The organism is Wolbachia endosymbiont (group B) of Camptogramma bilineatum, assembly GCF_947251825.1.
Taxonomy (GTDB): domain Bacteria; phylum Pseudomonadota; class Alphaproteobacteria; order Rickettsiales; family Anaplasmataceae; genus Wolbachia.
Map to the genome: position 1 here is coordinate 1,567,864 of NZ_OX366391.1, position 24,535 is coordinate 1,592,398.

Consider the following 24,535-nt stretch of genomic DNA (forward strand, 5'->3'; position numbering starts at 1 on the left):
TCCTCATTTTGAAATAAGTAATAATTTATTATAGTCTTGATATTTAAACATTTTGTATCTGCTGTAATGATTTCACTTCCAATTTGCTATTCTTTACATATTGAATTGCAAGCGCTAACGCTTTACTCCCAGAAGCTGTGGTGCTATAAGCTATATTTTGCAAAATAGCAGTTCTCCTGATACCCTTGCTATCTGAGACTGATTTCACACCTTTTGAAGTATTGATTACTAGATTTATTTTTCCATCTTTGAGCATATCAACTATGTGGGGTCTGCCTTCTCTCACTTTATTTACAGCTTTTGCAGCAATGCCGTTATTGTTCAGATGCAAAGCTGTGCCTTTGGTGGCATATATTTCAAAACTCAGTTCTTTCAACATTCGTACAACAGGCAATATATACTCTTTATCATCATCTTTTACTGAAACCAGAGCCGTTCCTTCTGTTGGTAACTTGTATCCTGCAGCCATGTGCACTTTTGCAAGTGCAGCTCCGAAAGATAAGTCAATTCCCATCACTTCTCCTGTTGATTTCATTTCAGGACCAAGTAAAGTGTCAATTCCCGAAAAACGCGTAAATGGAAAAACAGCAGCTTTAACTGCAAAATGATTGAAAGGCTTGTTTTCCTGATTCAATTTTTTACCCAAAATAACCTGAGTGGCAAGCTTTGCAATAGGAATATTGATTACCTTGGAAATAAAAGGAACTGTACGGCTAGCCCTTAAATTCACTTCAAGTATGTATACATCACTCTCTTGAACAGCAAACTGAATGTTTATCAGACCTTTCACTTCTAGTGCAAGAGCTATTCTTTCAGTTTGGAGCTCGATCTCTTTTATTACTTCGTCACTCAATGTATTTGTCGGTATTGAGCATGTTGAATCGCCAGAGTGGATACCAGCTTCTTCAATGTGCTCCATGACCGCTGCAATGAAAACTTTTTTTCCATCACATACAGCATCAACGTCAACCTCAACTGCATTGACTAAAAATTTATCAAGAAGCAGTGACCCGTGTTCAAAAATTTTGGTTTGATTCAAGACATACTCTTTAAAGCTCTGAGTATCGTGTCTAATCGACATAGACTGACCGCCGAGGACATATGATGGCCTAACTACTAGTGGAAACCCCACCTTTTCTGCGTTGGTTAACGCTTCTTTTACTGAATGGCAGATAGAACTTTCAGGTTGTTTTAAATTAAGTTGCAAAGCAAGGTTTTTAAATCTCATGCGATCTTCTGCAAGGTCAATAGAATCAAACGAAGTTCCCAGAATTTTGAAACCTCTCTCGTTAAGCACTTTGGCTAACTTTAAAGGTGTTTGACCACCTATTTGAACTATTACACCAACCAGTGTGCCATTTTCTTGCTCTTTGCCTAGTATTTTAAGCACATCCTCTGCAATCAGTGGGGCAAAATATAAACGATCAGCGGTATCATAATCAGTTGAAACGGTTTCCGGATTACAGTTAATCATTATTGTTTCATACCCCATTTCTTTGGCGGCAGAAGCTGCATGTACGCATGCATAATCAAACTCAATACCTTGACCAATTCGATTTGGACCACTTCCTAAAATGACAACTTTTTTTCGATCCGAAATATTCGCCTCACATTCCGTTTTATTTTCAACATCACCCTCATAGCAGCCATACATATAAGCAGTGCTCGATTCAAATTCAGCTGCACAAGTATCTACACGTTTATAAACTGGATTAACACCAAATTTTTTTCTCATTGCTTCAATCTGCTCTACTTTCTTATTGCTTAATTTTGCCAATCTTGCATCTGAAAACCCCATTTTTTTCAGCTCTAACATTTCATATGCAGTCTCAGGAAGGCCGTTTTCCTTGATTTTTTGTTCAGCTAATATAATTTGCTGTATATTCTGCAAAGACCATAAGTCATATCCTGTAATCGAATTTATTTCTTCTATGCTAATTCCGTGACGCATTGCGTCAGCAGCAATCAGTAATCTGTTTGGTAGCAATTTTGCTAATTGAGATTTTACGTGATCAATATCAATGTTCTCAGGAAATACTTCATCAAGTCCTGTAAGACCAGTTTCAAGTGAACGAAAAGCTTTCTGCAGTGACTCATTAAAAGTGCGGCCTATAGACATCACTTCCCCCACCGATTTCATGGAAGTTGATAGTTCACAATTCGTCCCCTTAAACTTCTCAAATTCAAAACGAGGAATTTTAGTGACGATATAATCAATCACTGGTTCAAATGCAGCAGGTATAACTGGAGCGCAATCATTACGTATCTCATCGAGTGAATAGCCGATAGCAAGTTTAGTTACAACTTTTGCAATAGGATAACCTGTTGCTTTTGAAGCAAGTGCAGAAGAGCGAGAAACCCTTGGATTCATTTCAATCACAACGAGGCTTCCATCTTCTTTAGGATTCACTGCAAACTGAACATTTGCACCACCGGCACTAACATCAATTTCTCTTAGCACTGCTATAGATGCATTTCTCATCTGTTGGTATTCTACGTCACGCAGAGTCAAAGCAGGAGCAACCGTGATACTATCTCCGGTGTGCACTCCCATTGGATCAATATTTTCTATCGAACAGACTATTATGCAGTTATCTTTACAATCACGGATAACTTCCATTTCATATTCTTTCCAGCCGATAATTGATTCATCTATCTGAACTTCATTTATTGGCGAAATTTTGAGAGCACTTTCTGCAATATTGAAAAACTCCTCTTTATTGTATGCTATGCCGCCACCTGCACCACCAAGGGTGAATGATGAGCGGATGATTGCTGGTAATCCAATGTAGTCCAAAGCCTCTTTTATTTGTTCTTGATTTTTTATAATGATACTTTTGGGGTATTTTAGTCCTATTCTATCCATGGACTTACGGAATAACTCTCTATCCTCTGCTTTTTTTATTGCTTCTCTATTTACTCCTATTAATTCTACGTTGTATTTGTCTAACACTCCATCATCTGCAAGTTTTATTGCGCAATTGAGTGCTGTTTGCCCGCCCATTGTTGGCAATATTGCATCTGGCATCTCCTTGATTATAATTTTCTCTATGATTTCAGGCAGTACCGGCTCAATATAAGTTGCATCAGAGAATTCAGGATCTGTCATTATAGTTGCAGGATTGGAGTTAACCAAAATGACTTTATAACCTTCACTTTTTAATACTTTACAGCTTTGCGTTCCGGAATAATCAAACTCGCATGCCTGACCTATAACTATTGGGCCTGCTCCTATTACTAATATAGATTCTATATCTGTGCGTTTTGGCATAATTACAATAACGGTCTCTATTCAAGTAATGTTACCAATCTTTCCTGTGTATGTGAATTTTTATTAAACCTATTAGCTAACTGTTTTTAGGCTTGACGCATAACTCTACGAACATTGCAATTTGCGTGGCAGATTCCAGTGCTTGACACACAGCTGTACAAACATTCATTTTTGAAGGTAAATTGCACAGCAAATGATGTCATTCAAGTAGCTGACACTGGTTCCTTTATGAAGGCAGTGCCCAGAGGTGTCATCCCAGTCTGGGATCCAGAAAACTTAACTTCAAATAAGTGGCCGCACAATAAAGACTAGATTCCAGACTGGAATGACACCATAGAGGCACTGGGATGACATCCTTCCTAGTGGACTCAAATCACAATGTTCATACAGTTGTGGGCTTAACGGTATCTTTGCAGATACTATGGTAATTTACTCAGAAGATTTGCTAAGTGGCAAGATTTGTCCTGATATGCTACAATCTTCAGAAGCAAGTTCCACAAATTTGTCTGTCAGTTTATCAGGTGGCACCAATTCAGATATATCTTTTCCCGAAAATGCTTGCTTATACATTTCACTATCGATAGGCCCTTCCGAATACACGGCATTTATGCATAAGTTCGTATGTTTTGTCTCAGATGCATATATCTTCACCATTGCTTCTAGTGCAGCCTTACTTGCAGCATATGGTACCCAATATGGATGAGAGGAAGGAGAAAGTGTTATCTCTGAGGTCATGAATATCGCTCTTCCAGCATTAGACTTTTTTAGTATTGGACCAAAATTTTTTAGCAAGTACCAACTGGCAGTAAAATTTGTATTCATTACGTTCTGTAGATCTTCAAGCTCACAATCATAAACAGAGCTCAACTTACCTAAAATTTCAGTGCATGTAATCAGTATATCAAGTGTTCCAGATTCTGATAATTTTGGGCTTTCTATCATATTTGCCAGTTTTTCTACGTTTTCAAAGTCTAAAAGATCAAGCTGAATTAGTTTCACAGAGCCTTCTTTAAGCTCTTCAATTTCGTTATACAATGGCTTGAGATTATCAAGAGATCTGGAAATTAGAATCACACATGCACCTTCTTTTACAAATCTTTTTGCAACAGAAGAGCCTATTCCACCTGAAGCCCCGGTAATTAAAGCTATTTTACCTTCTAACTTACCCATTTCTTTCTCTTTAGCAAGATTCATTGAAATATTTTAGCTGAAAATTAAATTTTGCTCCATATATAAAAATCAAACTTAGCACATAAAAAAATAGCAACGACATCACCACACCGCCTAAACTTCCATATATCAAATTCAGTTGGTCAAAGGAAGCTTTTAAATATTGCTTGAAAGCTGAAGCAGAGATCGTCCAAAGAATAACAGCCACACAAGATCCGGGAAATACGTCTGATAAGTTTTGTTTTATGTTTGGCAATGTGAAATATAGCCAAGATACTATAGTAAAAAGCACAAACTCAATAAGTAAATATCTAGTATAACTTAGCCCTTGGTAAGAAAAATCAATTAACATTGGCACTAATGTAAAAAATACTATAGTCAGAGTTGTAACAAGCGTAATTACTAAAAATTGTAATATACTGAGCACCCTTCTCCATATATAAGGCGATGAAACCGGAACTTTATAGGCCTTATTCAATATCGTTCTAAATCCTTCAATTGTCGATGAGGCAGTCCAAACAGCGCTTACAATTGCCAAGGTTAATAAGCTTTGCGGAGGGCCTGATATTATCTCCCTAATACGTGGCATCAAAGATGATAAAATATCCTGTGGTATGTTATCAATAATAAATGCCCAGCCGACATTGTATTGATCTAAGAAATTTGCGAACGTTGATGCCATGGCTATTAAAACAATAAGAAAAGGAAATATTGATAACAGGATTAAAAATGATAGATACCCTGCATGCTCCACTCCATCATTATAAATTGTGTCAATTAAAGCACGATAAAGGCAATAAACGATACTATAAAATTTCTGTAGCACTTGTAATATAAATAAACTAAGAAAAGTATTCTAAATGAAATAAAGCATACTTTTAAGCAAAAAATCCTCACCGTTTACTTAAATTTAATCAAAATGATAGATAATCCAGCGTTAAATACGGAGGCATAATGAAAAATTTTCTTCTACTTGTAGCTTTAATTCTTTCCTTTGCATTTGATAATGCTTTTGCTGCTGCTGTTACTGATGATGCAACAACCAATACAATATGCAAAATAGTAGGCTATACTCACGGTATAGGCGGACCTATGATTACAATAGTGATAATTGGTGCAGCTTTGCTGGCAATATTTGGCAGAATGCCATGGCCAGCGCTTTTTGCACTCGGTGCATTTACTGCTGTGTTTTTTGGTGCACCTGTAGTTGTTTCAAAAATAGTACCAGGTGGTGTGATTTGTAAAGATGGTGTAACTGCTTGCCCTGATGGTAAAACATGGGATACAACAAAAAATATATGCAAATAATAAGCATAAAGCTTCAAAACATTAGCAAATGGTGCTTCTTTAAGGAGCACCATCATTGCACGAACTTGTGACTTAAGCCACCATAAAGGTGTTATTCGAGTAGTCCCTCCCCTGTCATCCCAGTACTTGATACTGGGATCCAGGAAATTTGATTAGATATTAAGTTTATGAGCATAGAAGCAGTTAATTTTATGTTAAAACACAACATTTTTGATGAGGCTGTATTAAGAGATGGATCCCAGTGTCAGCTACTCGGATGACACCATTTGCTACGCAATTTACTTTCAAAAATGAATGCTCGTACAGCTGTGTGTCAGCTACTTACATAACACCTCTCGAAAATTACTTTAGCTACAAATATTAAAAAATTTACCAAGCAAAAAAAAAAGCAAAAAAGTCCCCGTGTAACGAGTTTTAATAATTTAAATTGATAATGTGCTAACAAGCGTGATTTGGCTGAATGTAGAAAAAATTTAAAAAGCCGCTATAATTTTTGTGTAATTTACCAATAAATATTTGAGTTTTTTACTGATTTTGTGATTGAGCCTGCAGGTCAAAAATAAGGATAAATACTCTTAGTATCATGGCAAGGGAGTTGGGGGAATTTGTAAAGTAATCTTTTTCGTTTGTATTCCCTTATGCTTGAGATAACTGCATGCAGGTTCATGGATCTCTTTACTCTTTAATTTCGATGAATTCCCTTTGAAGTTGAATATTGAAAATTAACTGGAGAATTGTGAATTACTTTGTATATGTGATAACAAGCCATGGCGCTCTCAGCAAAGCCATTTAGTATCAATTTTAGTTTGCCTGGATAAGTAGCTATATCTCCGATTGCATATATTCTATCTCTACTGGTTCTAAGTGTAGCTGGGTCGACAGTTATGCGGCCATGTTCTAACTCTATACCCCAACTGTTTATTGGCCCAAGATTCATTGACAATCCAAAAAATGGCAGCAAAAAATCAGCGGATATTTCTTTTTCTTCCTTAGAGGCAATGTTTTTTACTATCACTGCGCTCAACTGCCCATTACCTACTGCTAGTTCGTGTAATTGATATGGCACTACCAGTTCTATCTTTCCATTATTTTCAAGTGATTCTAATTTATTTCTAGTTTCAGGAGTGCAGCGAAATTCCTTTCTCCTATGTATCACATAAATTTTCTTTGCAACTTTAGAAAGTTCTACAGTCCAATCAGCCGCAGAATCCCCCCCCCCTGCAATGACTATAGTTTTGTCCTGAAAATCAGAAATTTTATTTACATTATAAAATACAGATTTATTTTCATATTCTAATATACCACTTAAGGGTGGACGGTTAGGTTCAAACATTCCGTTACCTGCAGCAATGATAACGGCTTTGCATTTTACCTCTGTACCTATGTTCGTTATGATAGTAAAGTTTTCACCTTCGTTATTTAAAATCTTTTCCACTTTTTGACTTAAATGGTAAACAGGCTCAAACGGTGAAGCTTGCTCCATTAGTCGCTCAATTAATTTTTGGGCAGTAATTACAGGATAACCAGGTATATCATATATTGGCTTTTCTGAGTAAAGAGATGTGCATTGTCCTCCTGCTTGATCCAAAACATCTATTACATGACATCTCATATCAAGCATTCCCGCTTGAAAAGCAGTGAATATTCCAACAGGCCCTGCACCTATTATTACGATATCGGTTTCCATATTCAGATGGTGATCTATTTATAGATATTAGCTTTCTTTGCTAACAAGGTCAATTTACAAAGGGATGTATTTTTAAAAGATGTAGCTAGATTAGATAAGATTTACAGCGTTACGAACCATCTAAATAAGCTCTAAAAATTAACTAACATTTTAAATCTGAGAAGTAAGTGCGGACGGAATGGGATTCGAACCCATGGTACGTTTCCGTACGTCAGTTTTCAAGACTGGTGCCTTAAACCGCTCGGCCATCCGTCCACCTCTTTTTTACCACAATATTTAATTTCAAGCAATCTATAAAAATCTTACTTGCCTACACAAAAGCTACTAAACACACTATCCAATATTTCCTCAACATTAATAATTCCAATTACTGCACCAAGTTCAAATGCAGCAAGCCTCAAATCTTCAGATATTAACTCAATTGGATTATCAATATTAAAACGTTGTAAATGCTCCAGTGTTTTCTGCATGTGAATCCTATGTCTTTGCCGAGTAATTACAGGAGTGTCTCTATCATGCCCAAATTTTTCCTCTACTTTCTCTTTAATTACAGAGATTAGTCTTTCTGTACCTATTCCTTTTAAAATAGAAACAGGTAAAAAATCTATACTGTTAATTTTTATGCTGTGGTCATTGATAATATCATCGGCTTTGCTCAGCACGTAAATGGTGTTACTATTTTCAACACTGCAATCGATTGCATGACGCTGTTTGAAGGGAAATAGCTCTATTCTCAAATTAGCTTCAAGGGATCTTTTTCTTGCCCGACTTATACCTTCTGATTCTACCGGATCTGAACTTTCATGAATGCCAGCAGTATCAGAAAGGATAACTGGATATCCGGCAACGTCAATATGGGCCTCGAGTATATCCCTTGTTGTACCTGCATATTCAGAAATAATAGCAATATCACGCTTGGCCAAAAAATTAAACAGCGTTGATTTACCAACATTTGGTTTACCAGTTATTACAACGTGTAAACCCTCACGCAACCTTTCGCCTCGTCTATTATCATTTAGGTGCTCTTGTATTGATTGCACAAGAGTTTTCACTTCATTATTAATTTTTTCCAACTCATTTTTTTCTGCCAAAATATCTTCTGGAAAGTCTATATATGCTTCGATTTTGGATTGTATCGTTATTAATTTCTGCTTCCAACTGCTATATAGCCTCTCCAATTCTCCTGATATCTGCTTAATCGCTTGTTTAGCTTGCATTTTTGTCTCAGCATCAATTAAGTCTGCAATCCCTTCTATTTGCGTTAAGTCAAATTTACCATTTAGAAAAGCCCTAAGTGAGAATTCCCCAGGCCTGGCCATAACGAAAATTTTTGATAATTCCTCCAAGATTATTTTTATAATTGCCTTGCTTCCATGCATTTGTAACTCTATAACATCCTCGCCAGTGAAGCTGTTTGGGGCAGGAAAATAAATAATTATTCCATTGTCTATCAATTGATTGGAACCATCATATAAGTCAACTAAAGTAGCAAGCCTTGGTTTAACTTCTTTCTTAATGTTAAAATGATTTAAAGCTTTAAGTGCATCGTTACCTGAAATTCTAATTACTGCAACTCCTGACTTACCAAATACAGTTGATAAGGCAAAGATAGTTTCATTTTTGTTTGTCATTAATTTATATACACTACTTAGCAATTTAAAATACTTAATCTAAAAAATTTTTACTTATTTTGCTAATTTATGTTAATGAAGTATTAGTAAATATATTGTATAGAAAAACCGTCAGGTAAAAATATTTATTTTGAAAACTGATAATATGATTTATAATCATGAATACGGGTTTTAAACATTTTATGCTCAAGAAATTAGCTTGGTATTGGTCATTTATAGAGTTGATTAAAGGGTTTGTTATTACATTAAAATATATGTTTAAGCCAAAGGTTACTTTGAGATATCCTATGGAGAAGGGCCCGTTAAGTCCAAGGTTTCGTGGTGAGCATGCGTTGCGTAGGTATCCAAACGGTGAAGAGCGCTGCATAGCTTGTAAATTATGTGAAGTTATCTGCCCTGCCCAAGCAATAGTTATCGAAGCAGAGGAAAAAGAAGACGGAAGTCGTCGCACTACACGTTATGATATTGATATGACAAAATGTATATATTGTGGGCTTTGCCAGGAAGCATGTCCTGTTGATGCAATTGTGGAGGGTCCTAACTTTGAATTTGCTACTGAAACAAGAGAAGAGCTAATGTACAATAAGGAAAAATTATTGCGTAATGGTGAAGTTTGGGAAGACGCAATTGCACTCAGGTTAAAAAAAAATAGACCTTATTATTAATGTTCAGAGCTTATAACCCTGTTATCCATTATGATTTAGGGGCAGTGCCCACCAGGGGTGGTGTCATCCCAGTGCTTGACACTGGGATCTATCTTATTTTCATCATGGACATTATTTTAACATATGTTCCTAGAATCTGTTGTCCATTGCATAACTTGCGAATATTTTTATACTTAGATCCCAGTGTCAGCTACTCGGATGACATCATAGGGGGCACTGGAATGAACACCAGATATTGGCTTTTACTGATTATACAGGAGGTATGACAAATGATAAAAGTCACTTTTTCAACTGAACAAAAAGTAGAGAAATATAGCTGTAAGGTTACCGATTTTAATATACTACAACCAGAGGTTTTAAAGGAAGCAGTTGCTTTAAAGATCAATGGTGAGCTATATGACCTCTCACATGAAATTGAATCTGATACAGAGATAGAGGTAATACAACTGAGTGACGAAGCGGGTTTAGATATAATAAGGCATGATGCTGCTCATATAATGGCGCAGGCAGTAAAAGAGCTCTTTCCTAATACTCAGATTACTATCGGGCCAACAATTCAAGATGGTTTCTACTATGATTTTGCTACAGATCGTGCCTTTACCACGGACGATCTTACTGCAATAGAAAAAAAAATGAAGGAAATTATAAAAAGTAACCACAGATTCGTCCGAGAAGTTTGGACTCGTAAGCAGGCAATTGATTTCTTTAGTGATATAGGTGAAAGATACAAGGTTGATATTGTCTCATCAATACCAGAAAACGAAAACCTAACTGTTTATAAACAAGGCAACTTTGTAGACCTATGTCGTGGTCCGCACTCACCATCAACTGGCAGAGTTAAAGCGTTTAAACTTATGAAAGTAGCAGGTGCATACTGGCGTGGCGATTCTAAGGGCCCAATGTTGCAAAGAATATATGGCACCGCGTGGAGAAATAAGGATGAATTAAATACTTATCTTAAACGTCTGGAGGAAGCAGAAAAACGCGACCACCGCAAAATTGCTAAGGATATGGACTTATTTCACATTCAAGAGGAAGCTGTTGGGCAGATTTTTTGGCATGAACAGGGATATACTTTATATAATGTTCTTGAGTCTTACATCAGAAAAAAGTTAATGAACAATGGCTACTTTGAGGTAAAAACACCTATTTTAGTAAGCAAAGAGCTGTGGGAAAAATCGGGACATTGGGATAAGTTTCGTAAAAATATGTTCATTATTGATGAATCTGAAAGTAAAAAACTAGCAATAAAACCCATGAATTGCCCTTGTCATGTGCAGATTTTTAATTCTCACACCAGAAGCTATCGTGATTTACCGATACGTATGGCAGAGTTTGGCACATGCCATAGAAATGAAAGCTCAGGCTCATTGCATGGAATGATGCGAGTGCGTGGTTTTACGCAAGACGATGCACATATTTTTTGTATGGAAAAACAAGTGAATTCTGAAACTGTAAAGTTTTGTGACCTTTTAAAAGAAGTATATTCAGAACTTGGGTTCAATGAAATTTCTGTGAAATTTTCAGACCGTCCAGATACTAGATCAGGTAATGATGAAGTGTGGGATAGAGCTGAAAGAGCACTGCTTGAAGCAGTTAAAGAAGCAGGGCTTAGTTATGAACTTAATCCTGGTGAAGGTGCATTTTATGGTCCAAAGTTAGAGTTTGTTTTGAAAGATGCAATAGGTAGAAATTGGCAATGTGGAACGTTGCAAGTTGATTTTATTTTACCGGAGCGGCTTGGAGCTTTTTATATAGGAGCAGACGGACAAAAGCACCATCCTGTTATGCTACATAGAGCAATTCTTGGAACTTTTGAACGTTTTATTGGGATTTTGATAGAAAATTATGCAGGAAAATTTCCAATTTGGCTTGCTCCAACGCAACTTGCTATTCTGACCATTATAAATGAAGCTGATGGTTATGCTACTGAAATCAGCAATATTTTAAAAGAACAAGGTGTTAGAATTAAGACCGATTTGACCAATGAAAAAATTAGTTATAAGATACGCTTGCATAGTTCAAATAAGGTACCTATATTATGGGTTATAGGTAAAAATGAGATCATCAATAGAACTGTGTCAGTGAGAAATTTAGGGTCAGAAGAACAAGAGTCTTTTCCTTTGGAAAAGGCTACTGAGTTGCTTTTAAAAAGTATTAATTTGAGTTAAGGGAGAAAAACTTGCAAGTTCAAAAGAATAATAAAAACAAAATTAATGAATTCATCACAGCTAAGGAAGTACGCTTAGTTGATCATAATGGTGAAATGGTTGGAATTGTGCCATTAAGACAAGCTTTGGAAGTTGCACAAGGTGTCAATTTAGACTTGGTAGAAATTGCACCTGATTCAACTCCTCCAGTATGTAAAATACTCGACTACAGTAAACAAAAATATGATGCAAAAAAGAAGGCAAGCGAGGCAAAAAAGAAACAAAGAGCATTAACTATAAAGGAAATTAAGCTGGGCCCCAATATTGATAATCATGACTATGAAACAAAATTGCGTCAAACAAGAGATTTTCTTATATCTGGGCATAAAATCAAGTGCACAATGAAATTTAGAGGTAGAGAGCTTATAAATACTGAGGTTGGAGTGGAAAAATTAGAACGGCTAATTCGAGACACTGAAGATATTGCAAAGGTAGAGCTAGCGCCTAAAAGGGAAGGAAATCAATATTTTCTAACTCTGGTTGCTAAGTAGTAAAACGACTTAAAAGTGTAAGTTAAGTTACTGCCCTATCTTCAATTACATGACGAAAATGTCTGATTAGCCCTTGCACTGGCCAAGCTGCAGCATCGCCAAGCGCACAAATTGTATGTCCTTCTATTTGAGTTGTAAGGTCAAGTAGCTTATCTACTTCACCAGGTTTAATATTTCCTGCTACCATTCTTCTCATAATTCTCCACATCCATCCAGTACCTTCACGACATGGTGTACATTGCCCACAGGACTCATGCATATAGAAATGTGATAATCTTTCTATTGCAGCTATTATGTCAGTTGATTTATCCATCACTATCACAGCAGCAGTACCAAGCCCTGATTGTACAGCTCTCAATGAATCAAAATCCATTTCAATAGTATCGCATATAGATTTTGGAATTAATGGTACTGAAGACCCACCAGGTATTACAGCAAGTAAGTTATCCCAACCTCCTCGCACTCCACCTGCATATTTTTCAATTAATTTACGTAGTGAAATTCCTAGCTCTTCTTCAACATTACATGGATTATTTACATGCCCTGAAATACAAAAGACCTTAGTGCCAGTATTATTTGGTTTACCAAGAGATGCAAACCACTCTCCTCCGCGATTTAGGATATCTGGAACCATAGATATAGTTTCAACGTTGTTTATTGTAGTGGGGCAGCCAAAAAGTCCAACACCTGCGGGAAATGGAGGTTTTATGCGAGGAAAGCCCTTTTTTCCTTCAATGGATTCGAGTTGAGCTGTTTCTTCCCCACATATGTAAGCTCCTGCACCCCTATGGATAAACACATCAAGATCATAACCTGACTTGCAGGCATTTTTTCCAATTAAGTTTTCTTTATAGGCTTCCTCAAGTGCTTTTTTTAGAACTAAATGTTCATTATAAAATTCACCCCTGATATAAATATACGCAGCTGATGCGCTGATCGCTCTGCCAGCCAGAAGAATTCCCTCAAGTAGCTTGTGTGGCTCATATCGTAATATGTTTCTGTCTTTACATGTACCAGGTTCTGACTCATCTGCATTGACTACTAAATATGCTTTTGGAGGATTTTTAGGCATAAAGCTCCACTTAAGGCCAGTAGAAAATCCTGCACCCCCTCGACCTCTCAAGCCAGATTTCTTTACTTCATCAATGATTTTTTCTGATCCTAAATCCAGTAATTCCTTTGTTTTTTGCCAACTACCACGTTTTTTTGCACCCTCAAGTAGTGGTGTTTCTTTACCATTTAAGTTTGTGAATATTTTGTCCTGTTCTTTTAGCATGCTTTTAAGATTCTAAGTGATCCCGACGCGATTCGAACGCGTGACCCACTGATTAAAAGTCAGTTGCTCTACCGGCTGAGCTACGGGATCATTTTATTTTTCAGCTATACTAAACAGTAATATAGTTTTTATCCATTTTAATCAAACTAAAATTTCCATGTGTGGTTAAATAAATTATATAATGTACTGTATTAGTGATAATTTAATTAAAAATTTTTGAAGGAAAACTTCTTGTTAATTCAAAGATTCATTTGGTAAAGCTGACGTACAACTCTAAAAAGATAGAGAATTATACATAAATGCAGAATTTGTGCACTATTTAGCAATAGCCTCACAAATAAATATTTCTTGCATTTCAGCCTGAGTGATTTATGCTTTAAGCAAAAGTTGGGGGCATAGCTCAGCTGGTAGAGCATCTGTTTTGCACGCAGAAGGTCAGCGGTTCGATCCCGCTTGCCTCCACCAAACCAAACAGAGAAAAAGGGAGGTGAGCTCAGTTGGTAGAGCATCTCGTTTACACCGAGGAGGTTGTCACTGTCATCACCCACTCAATGGAGAGTTTTTAGCCAAAATTTAAAATACAAAAATACGCTAAACACCGTTCAAATAAACACGGTATTTCACTTCAAATGTTTACCCATTAAAAACCCCGTATTTTTACATAATCTATTAACAATACTCTCTATTTCTCTACAATATAGGGTGTTTTTCAACAATTTAGAGAAAATCATAGAGTAAACAAGTTAATAAAAGAATTTAATTTGACAGTAGAGAGAGGTTTGTTTTGAAAAATATTTAAATTATGTCTTTTTATAGTTCACTTTGCTGATAATGAGCAATTTTCTTGGAAATAGGTTAAGCCATCTTTTACTATTGTTTAATTGCTAATATTATAATATTAAATGATCATGTGAGGCGTAAAATGGATGTTAAAGCAAACTATGCAGAAATTACTAAACGTATTGCAGCGTATTTAGTTGATCAAACAATATTCCTAGTCTGTTGTTCATTCTTTTTTTTATTAATTTCATTTATATTACCAGAAGAATCTCTTACTGGCTTTTTTAATTATGTCTTTTCTGATACCGACACTGATACTGGCCTTATATCAGAACGACATGAAATACTAGGAGACCTAGGTACATTATTAGATAGTTTAGTATATATATCATTAGAAGTATTAATGATAATAAGACTTGGTTGGACTCCAGGAAAATTGCTATTTGGTATATACATAAAGGATATAAACACACTTAAAAACTCTACTTTGATGCAGGTGGTGATAAGAAGCACTCTTAAGACGCTTTTGTTTTTACCTGTCTATTACATTTCTGAGTGGTTTTTAATTTTACCAATATTGATCCTAATACCTGCAATATTTGATAAACACAAGCAGTTCTTTCATGATAAAATTGCAAACACAGTAGTGATAGATCATAATCCTGAAGAATGTCACTTAAATTTAAACTATGTGGGAATAACTAGACGTGTCGTAGCACATATTATTGACGGTCTTACTATTATGGGAACTTCTTTAATCTGTTTGATTTTTGTAGGAGTGATTTTTCACATTGCTGGATTTAAATTATTCATTACACGTAGTTGCTTATCTTTTTTGCTATCAATAGTATTCGGAGTATTCATGATAAGAAGATTTGGTGGTACTACAGGACAATTGTTATGCGGCATTCATATAAAAGATGCAAACACACTTGAAAATGTCACTTTAGTGCAAGCGATAATCAGGCATACCCCGTTTGCAGTTATTCGCTTTCCTATACTGATCACAAGGAGGGAAATTTTTAATAAGTATACTTCTGAATGGTGGCTTGATCCCTTATCAGGCTTAATCTTGATAACCATAATATTAATTTTTATATGTGGAATATTTGACCGACGTAAGCAATTCCTTCACGATAAAATTGCAAAAACAGTGGCTGTAAAAAAAAAGCAGAAGTAATAGTGATAAATAAACCTACAGGCTAATTCAGGATTTTATTTTTGCTATTCAATTTCTGATCTGTATAAAATTTACTTAAAAAAATTGTTAGCACTAGAAATACCTATGTCATAAGTAAGGCTAAATTGGATATTACATAAGTTATTTACAACTATTTAGCTTAATGGTGAAGACAATTTTTAGTTGTACTTTGGGAGGATGAAATGGGTATAGGTCAGGAACGATTAGCTGGTACTACATCTATAAAAGACAATACTGTTCAGTTGTTACGGTCTAGCAGAGGTCTTAGTGATAAAATTAATTGTGCAGAAGTAAGTAGCTCCATATATGATATTATCGCCGGAAATCAGAAGGATGATGCACGTAAACTTCTTAGTTTATCGCTAAAAGCAGGGAAATTCTTATTAAATAATAATTTGGGTGGGTTTGTAAATGCTCTTCGCAAGTATATTACTGAGGAGCTTATAGATAATTTCATAGAGCAGCTTATCGAAAAATATACAACTGAAGAACAACGTAAGGCTTTTATACGAGAGGTTTGTGAAATTGTTTTAAATCCTTTTCCTGAGCTCAGGGTTGCACAGAAGTTTTCTCAGGTATTAAATAAAGAACATGTTACAGAGAAATTGGAGGAACAGCATGTTACAGAACTACCACAAACTACTGAGGGTCAGCAAGTTACAGAAGTATCACAGGTTACAGAAAAGCAACATAATACGAAAAAACAACAAGTGATGAATGAAGATGGTGATACAGCTTTACACTTAGCTGCTATGAAAGATGATTTAAATACAGTGAAGTATCTTGTAGAGAAAGGAGTTGATGTTGATGTTAAAAATAAATATGGTGCTACTCCCTTACATGCTGCTTCTATACGTGGCAATTTAGAGATAGCACAATTTTTACTTGACCATGGTGCTGATGTTAATGCTTAAGCTATAAATGGTCTTACGCCTTTAAACTGGGCTACCATACACGATCACCTAGCAATGGTAAAATTACTTCTTGATCACTGCGCAGATGTTAACATTCAAGAGAGTGAAAGTTATGCAGAACATAGTTTTGGTTATGGACGCACACCCTTAATGTCAGCTGTTGTAGCTTGTAATACAGAGATAGCAAGGCTTTTACTTGATAATGGTGCTGATGTTAGTATTAAAGGTCGCGGTTTAACAGCATTGGATTTTGCTAATACTAACAAAGATAAATGCCCAGAAATGTTAGTTTTATTGAAAGAGGTTAATATTAAAATAGTGATAGCAGAAGTCATTGCACATTTACTATGGCAACAAGCAGTGCAACAAAACCTTCTTTTTTTGTTAGTAGTATGTTGAATTCGATAGGAGCTTCAACTACTGCTGCACTCAGTGGCATATTCCAAGGCACTCCTGCTTTACCTTTTGCACAACAGTCCATTACCTATTCAGGTAAAAACTCAATCAATTCTTCACAGGTTGGTTTTGGTGGAATGGCTTTTTTAGCTGATGTGGCAATTAGAAAGTTCACTGGGCAAAAGTATTCAAGGCCACTCGATGATTCGCTTTTGACACTGGAGCAAATTAAAGAAAGAAGGCTTAGCGCTATAGAAAAAGATGTCAAAATGGCAATTAGTAAATTTGAAAAGCTTGATCAGTGTCCTAGGAGCTCGCTAAGCAACACAACGATATCTAAAGGCATGGATTATCAAAAATCCTTTTAATTCTATCTGAGAAGGCTTTGTTAAATAGCTACTTGTGAAAATGTAGGTGTAGAAAACTCAAAATGTACTGTAAGCTATATGCTCAATGCAGAGAAATGGCAGGAGAGTTTAGAAATATCTGGTTAATAATTTATAGATTCTTCTAAAGAAATTATCTTGTTTTTTATTGGCGGACGGCTTGTTTAAACCCGTAAAATTTCTCCCTTTGCTCACTCCACAGCATCGGTATTTCTCTTAAATCAACTAACTTCAAATCTCTTGGCTGCCTCCCATTTACTATATCTTCTTTAATTTTTGGTGCTAAATAATTCAACCTTAAAATTTGCTGTATACGTCTTGTACCTATATTAATTTTGGCACTCAGCTCTTTCACACTTTCGTATTTTCCTTCTTCCAGTTGCCGTTTCCACGAATGTGCTCTTACCACTGCTTTCAGTAGCACATTGTTTGTTTTTCCTTCTGGTTCTACTACTGTGCATTTATTTCCTTTCTTCTTTATTGGTATAAATTCTACCTTATTCTCTGAACTCACCTCTATCCCCTCTCCTTTTACCATTACTCCTTTTATTAGCTTTTTCACTACTTCTTTCTGCTTTCCAAAACTTAAATTTTTCCACTCTTCTGCTTTTTCTTTCCATTTTTCATATAAATCTTCCGCTTTCTTCATCACTTCTTTTTCCACTTCTCCAGCTACTATAGTCTTGTTTATTGATTCACAATTCTTTCCCCTTAAGTGGTTATTACATACGTAGTATCGATACCTTTTATTCTCTTTTTTTGAGTATGTCAGCGTCATGTTTACTTTGCAGCATCTGCATCTTATCATACCCTTTAGCAGCGCTTCCTCATATTTTGCTTTTCTATATGGCTGATTCTTTATCAATTCCTGTGCTTTTTGCCATTTTTCTTCCTCTATTATTGCTTCATGCTTTCCTTCATACTCTTTCTCATAATGCCTGATTTTTCCCATATATATTGGGTTTGTTACTATCCTTCTCACTGTTGCTTTTTTAAAGATATCTGATTTTGTTCTGTAACCCTGACTATTTAGCTCCCTTGCCAATTCTGCCATTGACTTCAGCTCTACATACCTTTCAAATATATGCTTTACTGTCTTTGCTTCTTTCTCATTTATCATTAATTCTTTATCTTTTACATTATACCCAAGCGGCAAAGTTCCCGGAGAGTAGACCGGCGGAACTTCCCCAGCCAGTCTCTCGCAAAACTGTACGTAAATCTCTCGATTTATACAGCTTCCATTATTCAGCCTTTTGACCTAACCCTACTGTCCAGTGGTAGAAAGTCTTTGGATTCTCTTCTTTTATTTTTCCTAGAAGTTGCCTTGCTAGTCTTTTTCCAAGTTTCGGATATTTCTTTCTTGTCCACTTTTCTAGATGTTGCTCTACATTGTTAAGAGGTTTATACACCTCCGATTGGTAAAACCTGCCATAGTACTGATACCAGCCTCTGACTATTGGATTTACTTTCTTTGATATCTCCTCTAATGTTATGTGTGTTTTTCGTAGTATTTTCCATGACCTTATGGTTGTAGTAATCTTTTTCTTAACCTTATTGCTAATTGCTGGAAGAAATGCAACGAAATATTTCCCTATCTTGCTCTTTGCTTTTCTAGGTCTAAAAGTATATCCCAGGTAATCAAAGCTTTGTGTAGGAAACATATTCTTCCTGTTGCCATCCTTACAATACACAATTTGTGTTTTATCAGGATGTAACTTTAGCTTATATTTGGCTAATCTTTCTTCGATCATTACTCTCATAAATTCTGCCTGTTTTTGCGTCTTGCAGTGCACTATTGCATCATCTACATACCTCTCAAATGGTACTGTAGGGTAGTTCTGTTTCATCCATATATCAAATACGTGATGCATGAATATATTCGAAATGATTGGGCTAACTGAACCTCCTTGCGGAACTCCCTTTTCCCTAACTACCTTACTGCCATCTTCTAGCTGAATAGCGGCTTTCATCCACCTTTCAACATACAGTATGATCCATTTGCAGTTTGTATGCTTCTTGATAGCTTGCAATGCCAACTCGTGATCCAAATTGTCGAAAAACCCGGATATATCTAGATCTATCGTCCAATCATACCTCCAGCATCTTTTCCTTGCAGTATCTACCGCATCCAGTGCTGATTTATTTGGTCTATAACCATATGAATCTTCATGGAATTTTGGCTCTACTAGCAGCTCAAGATACATAGAAGCAGCCGTTTGCCCTATCCTGTCGAATACTGAAGGAACACCTAAAATTCTTTGTCCCCCTCCCGTATCTTTCGGTATTGCTACAGCTTTTACAGGCTCTGGAAAATAACTTCCTGATGACATCCGATTCCATAGTTTGTACAGATTATCCTTCAGGTTCTCTTCAAACTTTGTTATCGATACCTCATCCACACCAGCCGCACCTTTATTTTTCGATACTTGTTTATAAGCCCTCCAAATAAGTTGCTTTGGTATATCAAAAGACTTTGTTTTATTCATTAACTCCTCCCTTTCGGTTGATACATAATTAAAACTGAATAACTCAGCTCCTTCGCTCCCTTTCCATTACAGAAACTTCTTCACTACTACAAGCTGATCCGCCCCTGTTCTTCGCATCGGTACTCTCATCCTTGAAGTTTAGCTTCTTGGATTTCTCCCTTGTCATCGAAACGACAGGTTCCCGCAGTTCTACACAATAGCCTATAATAGTTTTCACGCCACCTATATTCCGGACGCCACCTACCCAGTAAGCAAGTTCCTTGTAGATCTATCCCAGGAGAGATGGGAGCTCCTGGTTTTGACGTCGTCTCAGCCCTTTCGACACTTCATCAGTGGTTCATTTTCATTCGCCTCTCTATTTCGTACATGACACGTATTTGTGCCTTTTCCATAACGCTCACTACCTTGACTCTTTATCAAAGCAGCTTATGGTTGTTTAAAGCCTGCTCTTGCAAGCCGACTTTGAGGGACCTTCCCTCATCTATTGTGCAGCTTAAGCACTTAGTTTGCTCATTTCTGATCATTCTTTGTGTCTCTACGGCACACCCCATCCATAACCCTTGCTCTTTTGATGTTGCTATTTTGTTTTTTACTCTCTCTACTATCATCTCTCTTTCTAGTTGTGCTGCTCCTGATAACACTGTTTGCACAAATTTTCCCATTGGCGTATTATTGTCAAATATTTGCGTTACTGCTACAAAATTTACTCTATGTCTTCTAAAAAATGATGTAACTTCTATGCTGTCTTTTGTTTCTCTTGATAATCTATCTAGTGTGTACACTACTACACAATCTACTTCTCCTTTTTTTGCATCTTCAAATAATTCCTTTATCGCTGGTCTTTCTAAATTTTTCCCTAAAAATCCTCCATCATCGTACTTTTTAGCCAATGCTACCCAGCCTTCTCTGCTCTTTATGTATTTTTCACATGCTACTCGCTGCGCATCAAGACTGTTAAACTTTTGTTCTAGCCCATCCTCATTTGATTTTCTTGTATATATCGCACACCTTACTTCTTTTAGCATTTTATTCTCTTCAATTTTCATTTTTATCACGCATACCGAATAATAAAGGTCCGTTGTAGCTCATTCCCATTATTTTCCCGGCTACTGCTGATAATGATGTGAAAAATTCTTCTCTGTAGATTAAACCCTTGTCTGTTACCATCACCGCATGCATCTCTTCTCCTCTCTCTAATATTAGCTCTGTTCCTGCTACCGGAAGTTTGTCACTACTTATTCTTTTTCCCTTCTCTAGCCGATCTGCCAGATACTCTAGTCTTTTTGCTCCTTTTCTTGACATTTCTCCATATGCTTTTTCCTGCATTCTATAAGCTATAGTATTTCCCAAAGTAAATGATAAAGGTATAATAAGGTATTTGGGTTATAATGGCGTATAGTGTGGATTTAAGAGAAAAGGCAATATCGATGATAGGAAAAGGGAAGACGAAGGTTGAGGTGGCAGAGCTTCTGGAGATAGGAATAGCAACTTTGTACCGCTGGTTAAAAAAGAAAGCTGCTGGTGAAAGCCTCAAGCCATCTAAAAACGGCAGCTTCATTCGAAAAATAGACCCAAAAATACTCGAAGAATATGTTACAAAGAATCCAGATCATACTCTGGCAGAGATGAAACAAAATCTTGGATTTGGAATAAATTCAATTTGGTATAGACTAAAACAGCTAAAAATTACTTTTAAAAAAAGTCACACTATATCAAGAGCGCAATCAAGAAGCAGTTTATTGATAAAATCTCAAAAATAGACCATTCCAGCATCTTATATATAGATGAAGCAGGAGTTGATAATAAATTATACCGAGAATATGGACGTGCTCCAAGAGGAAAGAAAATTTATGCAGATATTCCAGCGAGAGAGAATCAGTATAGTAGCCGGGTGGATTGGAATGAGATTTATTGCACCAATGACTTTCAAAGGTGGGTGTGACAAAGAGGTATTCAATATATGGTTGGAGAAACCTAAATTGCCACTTGGCACAACCATAGTTATGGATAATGCTACATTTCATAAGACCACTAAAACAAAATCATTAATAGAGTCTTTTGGCTGTCATGTGCTGTATCTTCCAACATATTCACCAGATTTGAATCCCATAGAACACTGTTGGCATACCATCAAAAGCCGCCTCAGACCTCTAATGTATAAATGTACAGACTTACAACTTTTGGTTGGTAATACCATAATGGAAATTTATCATTCATTTTAGAAAATACTATAGTATTATTGACATAAGGTTCCGTATTATTAATTTGTGTTAAACCTACCATTATAGGGTTAGCATATCGTAATCAGGGAAATTAGGAATGCAAGATATTTTTATACGTTTTCTAGAATTTTTATCTACTGCAGTATTAGTGGAGAATTTTTTGTTTACTTTACTCACTACCAGCTCTTTTTTATCTTGAATTTCTCTCAAATTCTCAAACTTATAGGGCTTTTTATGTTAAGTAAAGTTACCAAAAATGTGTCTATTTTAAGTATTTTTAACCATCTTACATAAAGCAACAGAGAACAAGTTCAAAAGTATTGTAGGGTCCACCAATATAGGTTTCAACATACCATAAAGCCAGCCTATTTATTCTATCGGGGTTTTATACTAATTCTCTAGTGATATTTGTTATTATGACTCCAATACATGCTAATTTAATTATAAATTAATCAGTAAATGCTAGAATAGCTATAATTAAATTTATTAGATAATACTTATGAGTGGAAAAAAACATGTCTTTAAGATGGTACCTGGACAGCAATTTTCATGCGGATCTAGTAGATATAAAACGTATTCTAACATTGAAGATCCTCAATCTATGAAAAAAGTCAAGCTTATATCGCTAAGCGAAGAAGACGATACGCTAGAATTATCTATAAAATTCTGTAGCGATTTTCTTGATAGATTTGGAATGTATTGCGTAGAAGAAAAACAAAACAGATATATTCGAGATGATCAACCTGGTTATTATAAGAACAGTAATTCATTTGCAGATGACAATGATAGATTAGTTAAACTATCATTAAATTGGGGCACAGGAGATAAAACTGGTTATCATAATTTTGTAGGTGAAGAATTGAAGTACAAATATTTAACATGGGAGGAATCAGGTCTTGGTGACGATAAATATTATTTTTCAGATAAGGAAGGAAACATAATCGATTCACCTGACAACAAGATATTACAATACAGTATGCCACACCATGATACAGCAAAGGTGATAGAAGATATAACATCGTCTAAGATACCAAAGAGTGTACTAATATCAAGTGAGTTCGCCAAAACTTTTTTTTTTAAAGAACTTAACAGGAAATCAGTTAGAGACTCTTGCCGATATTCTTAATAATGAGAAATTACAGATTTTAGCAAAGAGCTTAACAAATAAACAACTACAGGTTTTAGCAGAGAACTTAACAGATGGACAATTTCTAGCTTTAGTGAATCATTTAACCAATCATCAATTACAAGCCCTTACTCACACATTGGATTCAAAAAAGTTAGGAATAATAGTCCCCTTATTAAATAAGGATCAGGTTACGAACTTAGTAAAAGACTTTAACCCAGATCAAGTAAAACAAATTTTCCCTCACCTTAAAATGGATCAGTTCCAGATGGCGATCGAGACAATGAGTGATGACCAGTTTGTAGAACTAATAAAAAATGCAAATGAGAGAATGATAAACACTATTTTGGACGAAGCGTTGAGAAATAAACTTCCAATCTTAGTAAAAACTTTAGAAGAAGATACATTACATAATTTAATTAATAAGCTAGACCACAAGAAACTTGCAATAGTAGCTCGAGATTTAACTGATCCTAATAAAATTCAGATGGTTATTAAGTCTTTAGCTAATAACCCAGAAAAACTTCAAGCTTTTGCTCATAATATGTCTAGTGAGCAGTTTAAAGAACTTTTGGATAACGTAGATGCAGAAGAGCTTAAAGACATCATTCACAAATTGCCTCACGAGAAAGTTATATCTGTGATTGGTGATCTTGATAGTAAAGGTCATTCTAAAGCTATTATTGATGCATTGAAGGAGGAGTTTTATAAACAAAAAGAATCGATAAATGAGTTACACAAAAAGCTCGACGAATTTACCACACCGCCACCAATGGATTCTCCATATGATGTTATGGAAGAAGGATATTATGAGTTAATATAGATAAATAGCTCTAGATTTGGAGCTATAACAAAATATTCCAACAATAAGCAGCTTATATGTTGTTTATTATAGTTAAGAATTAGTTAAATTTTTTACATAATTACGGAGGTAATATATGACAACGGACAACAGTGTACAAAATAGTGCACAGAATCTCGCAAGAGCTGGTAATGGAGAAGACAAGCCAATTATAAGTAAAATTGAGCCCATTATATTTATGGCCACAGGAGATCCTTACACAGATGATCAATTAAAGAAGTTTGCACCATTCTCCCATGTTCAAAATATTATTGGGAAAGTAACTAACAATATGAATAATATAATTGATATATTAAATACAACATTAAAAGCTGAGCAAACTAAAGTTATAACATTGATAGGTACAGTTGGTGATGAAAATAGTGGACTAATAAAGACAATTAACGATTTAAAGTCCGAATTAGAACCACCGCCAATGGATACCCCTGAGTTCATTTAAGAAAAAAAGTAACA

At 35.7% G+C, this 24,535-nt stretch carries 20 protein-coding genes, 3 tRNA genes and 3 pseudogenes; 14 read left to right on the forward strand and 12 right to left on the reverse strand.

The window, feature by feature from the left end; all coding sequences use genetic code 11:
• Positions 1 to 43 precede the first annotated feature (43 nt).
• The 3 genes from carB to OPR44_RS08060 all read right to left on the reverse strand — a co-directional run bounded on the left by carB (position 44) and on the right by OPR44_RS08060 (position 5,267).
• Complete coding sequence (carB, locus tag OPR44_RS08050) at positions 44 to 3,271, reverse strand: carbamoyl-phosphate synthase large subunit (protein WP_265014898.1); 3,228 nt, start codon at positions 3,269 to 3,271, stop codon at positions 44 to 46.
• Positions 3,272 to 3,700: 429 nt separating this feature from the next.
• Positions 3,701 to 4,465: an SDR family NAD(P)-dependent oxidoreductase gene (locus OPR44_RS08055; RefSeq protein ID WP_265014899.1), complete on the reverse strand. Its 765-nt coding sequence runs from the start codon at positions 4,463 to 4,465 to the stop codon at positions 3,701 to 3,703.
• Positions 4,452 to 5,267, reverse strand: a complete 816-nt coding sequence (locus OPR44_RS08060) for a YihY/virulence factor BrkB family protein (protein WP_265014900.1) — start codon at positions 5,265 to 5,267, stop codon at positions 4,452 to 4,454. The genes OPR44_RS08055 and OPR44_RS08060 overlap by 14 nt, the downstream gene beginning before the upstream one ends.
• A 128-nt stretch (positions 5,268 to 5,395) precedes the next feature.
• Between OPR44_RS08060 and OPR44_RS08065 the strand changes: the two genes are divergently transcribed.
• Positions 5,396 to 5,749 carry a TrbC/VirB2 family protein gene (locus OPR44_RS08065; protein ID WP_264374480.1) on the forward strand — a complete coding sequence of 118 codons (354 nt, stop codon included), beginning with the start codon at positions 5,396 to 5,398 and terminating at the stop codon, positions 5,747 to 5,749.
• Positions 5,750 to 6,431: 682 nt separating this feature from the next.
• Here OPR44_RS08065 and OPR44_RS08070 read toward each other — a convergent pair.
• From OPR44_RS08070 to mnmE, 3 genes are all read right to left on the reverse strand, one after another.
• Positions 6,432 to 7,436, reverse strand: a complete 1,005-nt coding sequence (locus OPR44_RS08070) for an NAD(P)/FAD-dependent oxidoreductase (protein WP_265014901.1) — start codon at positions 7,434 to 7,436, stop codon at positions 6,432 to 6,434.
• Positions 7,437 to 7,606: 170 nt separating this feature from the next.
• Positions 7,607 to 7,691: transfer RNA gene (locus OPR44_RS08075), tRNA-Ser, on the reverse strand.
• Positions 7,692 to 7,738: 47 nt separating this feature from the next.
• Positions 7,739 to 9,067 carry a tRNA uridine-5-carboxymethylaminomethyl(34) synthesis GTPase MnmE gene (gene mnmE / locus OPR44_RS08080; RefSeq protein ID WP_264374501.1) on the reverse strand — a complete coding sequence of 443 codons (1,329 nt, stop codon included), beginning with the start codon at positions 9,065 to 9,067 and terminating at the stop codon, positions 7,739 to 7,741.
• A 182-nt stretch (positions 9,068 to 9,249) separates the two neighbouring features.
• Between mnmE and nuoI the strand changes: the two genes are divergently transcribed.
• The 3 genes from nuoI to infC all read left to right on the forward strand — a co-directional run bounded on the left by nuoI (position 9,250) and on the right by infC (position 12,433).
• Complete coding sequence (nuoI, locus tag OPR44_RS08085) at positions 9,250 to 9,732, forward strand: NADH-quinone oxidoreductase subunit NuoI (protein WP_264374802.1); 483 nt, start codon at positions 9,250 to 9,252, stop codon at positions 9,730 to 9,732.
• 269 nt (positions 9,733 to 10,001) lie between these two features.
• Positions 10,002 to 11,903, forward strand: a complete 1,902-nt coding sequence (gene thrS / locus OPR44_RS08090) for a threonine--tRNA ligase (RefSeq protein WP_265014902.1) — start codon at positions 10,002 to 10,004, stop codon at positions 11,901 to 11,903.
• 11 nt (positions 11,904 to 11,914) lie between these two features.
• Complete coding sequence (infC, locus tag OPR44_RS08095) at positions 11,915 to 12,433, forward strand: translation initiation factor IF-3 (protein WP_010404127.1); 519 nt, start codon at positions 11,915 to 11,917, stop codon at positions 12,431 to 12,433.
• A gap of 22 nt (positions 12,434 to 12,455) precedes the next feature.
• On the opposite strand, the gene nuoF is transcribed toward infC, so the two are convergent.
• Both nuoF and OPR44_RS08105 read right to left on the reverse strand, forming a co-directional pair.
• Positions 12,456 to 13,709 (reverse strand): NADH-quinone oxidoreductase subunit NuoF, encoded by a 1,254-nt coding sequence (gene nuoF, locus OPR44_RS08100; RefSeq protein ID WP_265014903.1) that lies wholly within the window; start codon positions 13,707 to 13,709, stop codon positions 12,456 to 12,458.
• 17 nt (positions 13,710 to 13,726) lie between these two features.
• Positions 13,727 to 13,799 (reverse strand) — tRNA-Lys (locus tag OPR44_RS08105).
• A gap of 299 nt (positions 13,800 to 14,098) precedes the next feature.
• Between OPR44_RS08105 and OPR44_RS08110 the strand changes: the two genes are divergently transcribed.
• The 5 genes from OPR44_RS08110 to OPR44_RS08130 all read left to right on the forward strand — a co-directional run bounded on the left by OPR44_RS08110 (position 14,099) and on the right by OPR44_RS08130 (position 17,368).
• A tRNA-Ala gene (locus OPR44_RS08110) sits at positions 14,099 to 14,174 on the forward strand.
• A gap of 457 nt (positions 14,175 to 14,631) precedes the next feature.
• Positions 14,632 to 15,669, forward strand: coding sequence for an RDD family protein (locus OPR44_RS08115; RefSeq protein ID WP_265014904.1), 1,038 nt, complete (start codon positions 14,632 to 14,634; stop codon positions 15,667 to 15,669).
• 203 nt (positions 15,670 to 15,872) lie between these two features.
• The gene (locus OPR44_RS08120; protein ID WP_265014905.1) at positions 15,873 to 16,604 is read left to right on the forward strand and encodes an ankyrin repeat domain-containing protein; all 732 of its coding nucleotides are present in this window, start codon (positions 15,873 to 15,875) and stop codon (positions 16,602 to 16,604) included.
• 36 nt (positions 16,605 to 16,640) lie between these two features.
• The gene (locus OPR44_RS08125) at positions 16,641 to 17,003 is read left to right on the forward strand and encodes an ankyrin repeat domain-containing protein (protein ID WP_406829279.1); all 363 of its coding nucleotides are present in this window, start codon (positions 16,641 to 16,643) and stop codon (positions 17,001 to 17,003) included.
• Positions 16,952 to 17,368: a hypothetical protein gene (locus OPR44_RS08130; protein WP_265014907.1), complete on the forward strand. Its 417-nt coding sequence runs from the start codon at positions 16,952 to 16,954 to the stop codon at positions 17,366 to 17,368. Before OPR44_RS08125 ends, OPR44_RS08130 begins: the two co-directional genes overlap by 52 nt.
• Before the next feature lie 163 nt (positions 17,369 to 17,531).
• Here OPR44_RS08130 and OPR44_RS08135 read toward each other — a convergent pair.
• The 4 genes and pseudogenes from OPR44_RS08135 to OPR44_RS08150 all read right to left on the reverse strand — a co-directional run.
• Positions 17,532 to 18,551 (reverse strand): annotated as a pseudogene (locus OPR44_RS08135) (recombinase family protein); the annotation flags it as partial.
• Between the two features lie 76 nt (positions 18,552 to 18,627).
• Positions 18,628 to 19,872, reverse strand: a complete 1,245-nt coding sequence (gene ltrA, locus OPR44_RS08140; RefSeq protein ID WP_264377174.1) for a group II intron reverse transcriptase/maturase — start codon at positions 19,870 to 19,872, stop codon at positions 18,628 to 18,630.
• A 545-nt stretch (positions 19,873 to 20,417) separates the two neighbouring features.
• Positions 20,418 to 20,897 (reverse strand): annotated as a pseudogene (locus OPR44_RS08145) (recombinase family protein); the annotation flags it as partial.
• Between the two features lie 10 nt (positions 20,898 to 20,907).
• Positions 20,908 to 21,210 (reverse strand): annotated as a pseudogene (locus OPR44_RS08150) (DUF2924 domain-containing protein); the annotation flags it as partial.
• 50 nt (positions 21,211 to 21,260) lie between these two features.
• Here OPR44_RS08150 and OPR44_RS08155 point away from each other — a divergent pair.
• The 5 genes from OPR44_RS08155 (at position 21,261) to OPR44_RS08175 (ending at position 24,521) form a co-directional block, all read left to right on the forward strand.
• Positions 21,261 to 21,632 carry a transposase gene (locus OPR44_RS08155; protein ID WP_265014908.1) on the forward strand — a complete coding sequence of 124 codons (372 nt, stop codon included), beginning with the start codon at positions 21,261 to 21,263 and terminating at the stop codon, positions 21,630 to 21,632.
• Positions 21,633 to 21,656: 24 nt separating this feature from the next.
• The gene (locus OPR44_RS08160) at positions 21,657 to 22,094 is read left to right on the forward strand and encodes a transposase (RefSeq protein ID WP_265014909.1); all 438 of its coding nucleotides are present in this window, start codon (positions 21,657 to 21,659) and stop codon (positions 22,092 to 22,094) included.
• Between the two features lie 499 nt (positions 22,095 to 22,593).
• Complete coding sequence (locus OPR44_RS08165; protein ID WP_265014910.1) at positions 22,594 to 23,220, forward strand: hypothetical protein; 627 nt, start codon at positions 22,594 to 22,596, stop codon at positions 23,218 to 23,220.
• The gene (locus tag OPR44_RS08170) at positions 23,147 to 24,043 is read left to right on the forward strand and encodes a magnesium transporter (protein ID WP_265014911.1); all 897 of its coding nucleotides are present in this window, start codon (positions 23,147 to 23,149) and stop codon (positions 24,041 to 24,043) included. Before OPR44_RS08165 ends, OPR44_RS08170 begins: the two co-directional genes overlap by 74 nt.
• 115 nt (positions 24,044 to 24,158) lie before the next feature.
• The gene (locus OPR44_RS08175) at positions 24,159 to 24,521 is read left to right on the forward strand and encodes a hypothetical protein (protein ID WP_264377575.1); all 363 of its coding nucleotides are present in this window, start codon (positions 24,159 to 24,161) and stop codon (positions 24,519 to 24,521) included.
• Positions 24,522 to 24,535 lie beyond the last annotated feature (14 nt).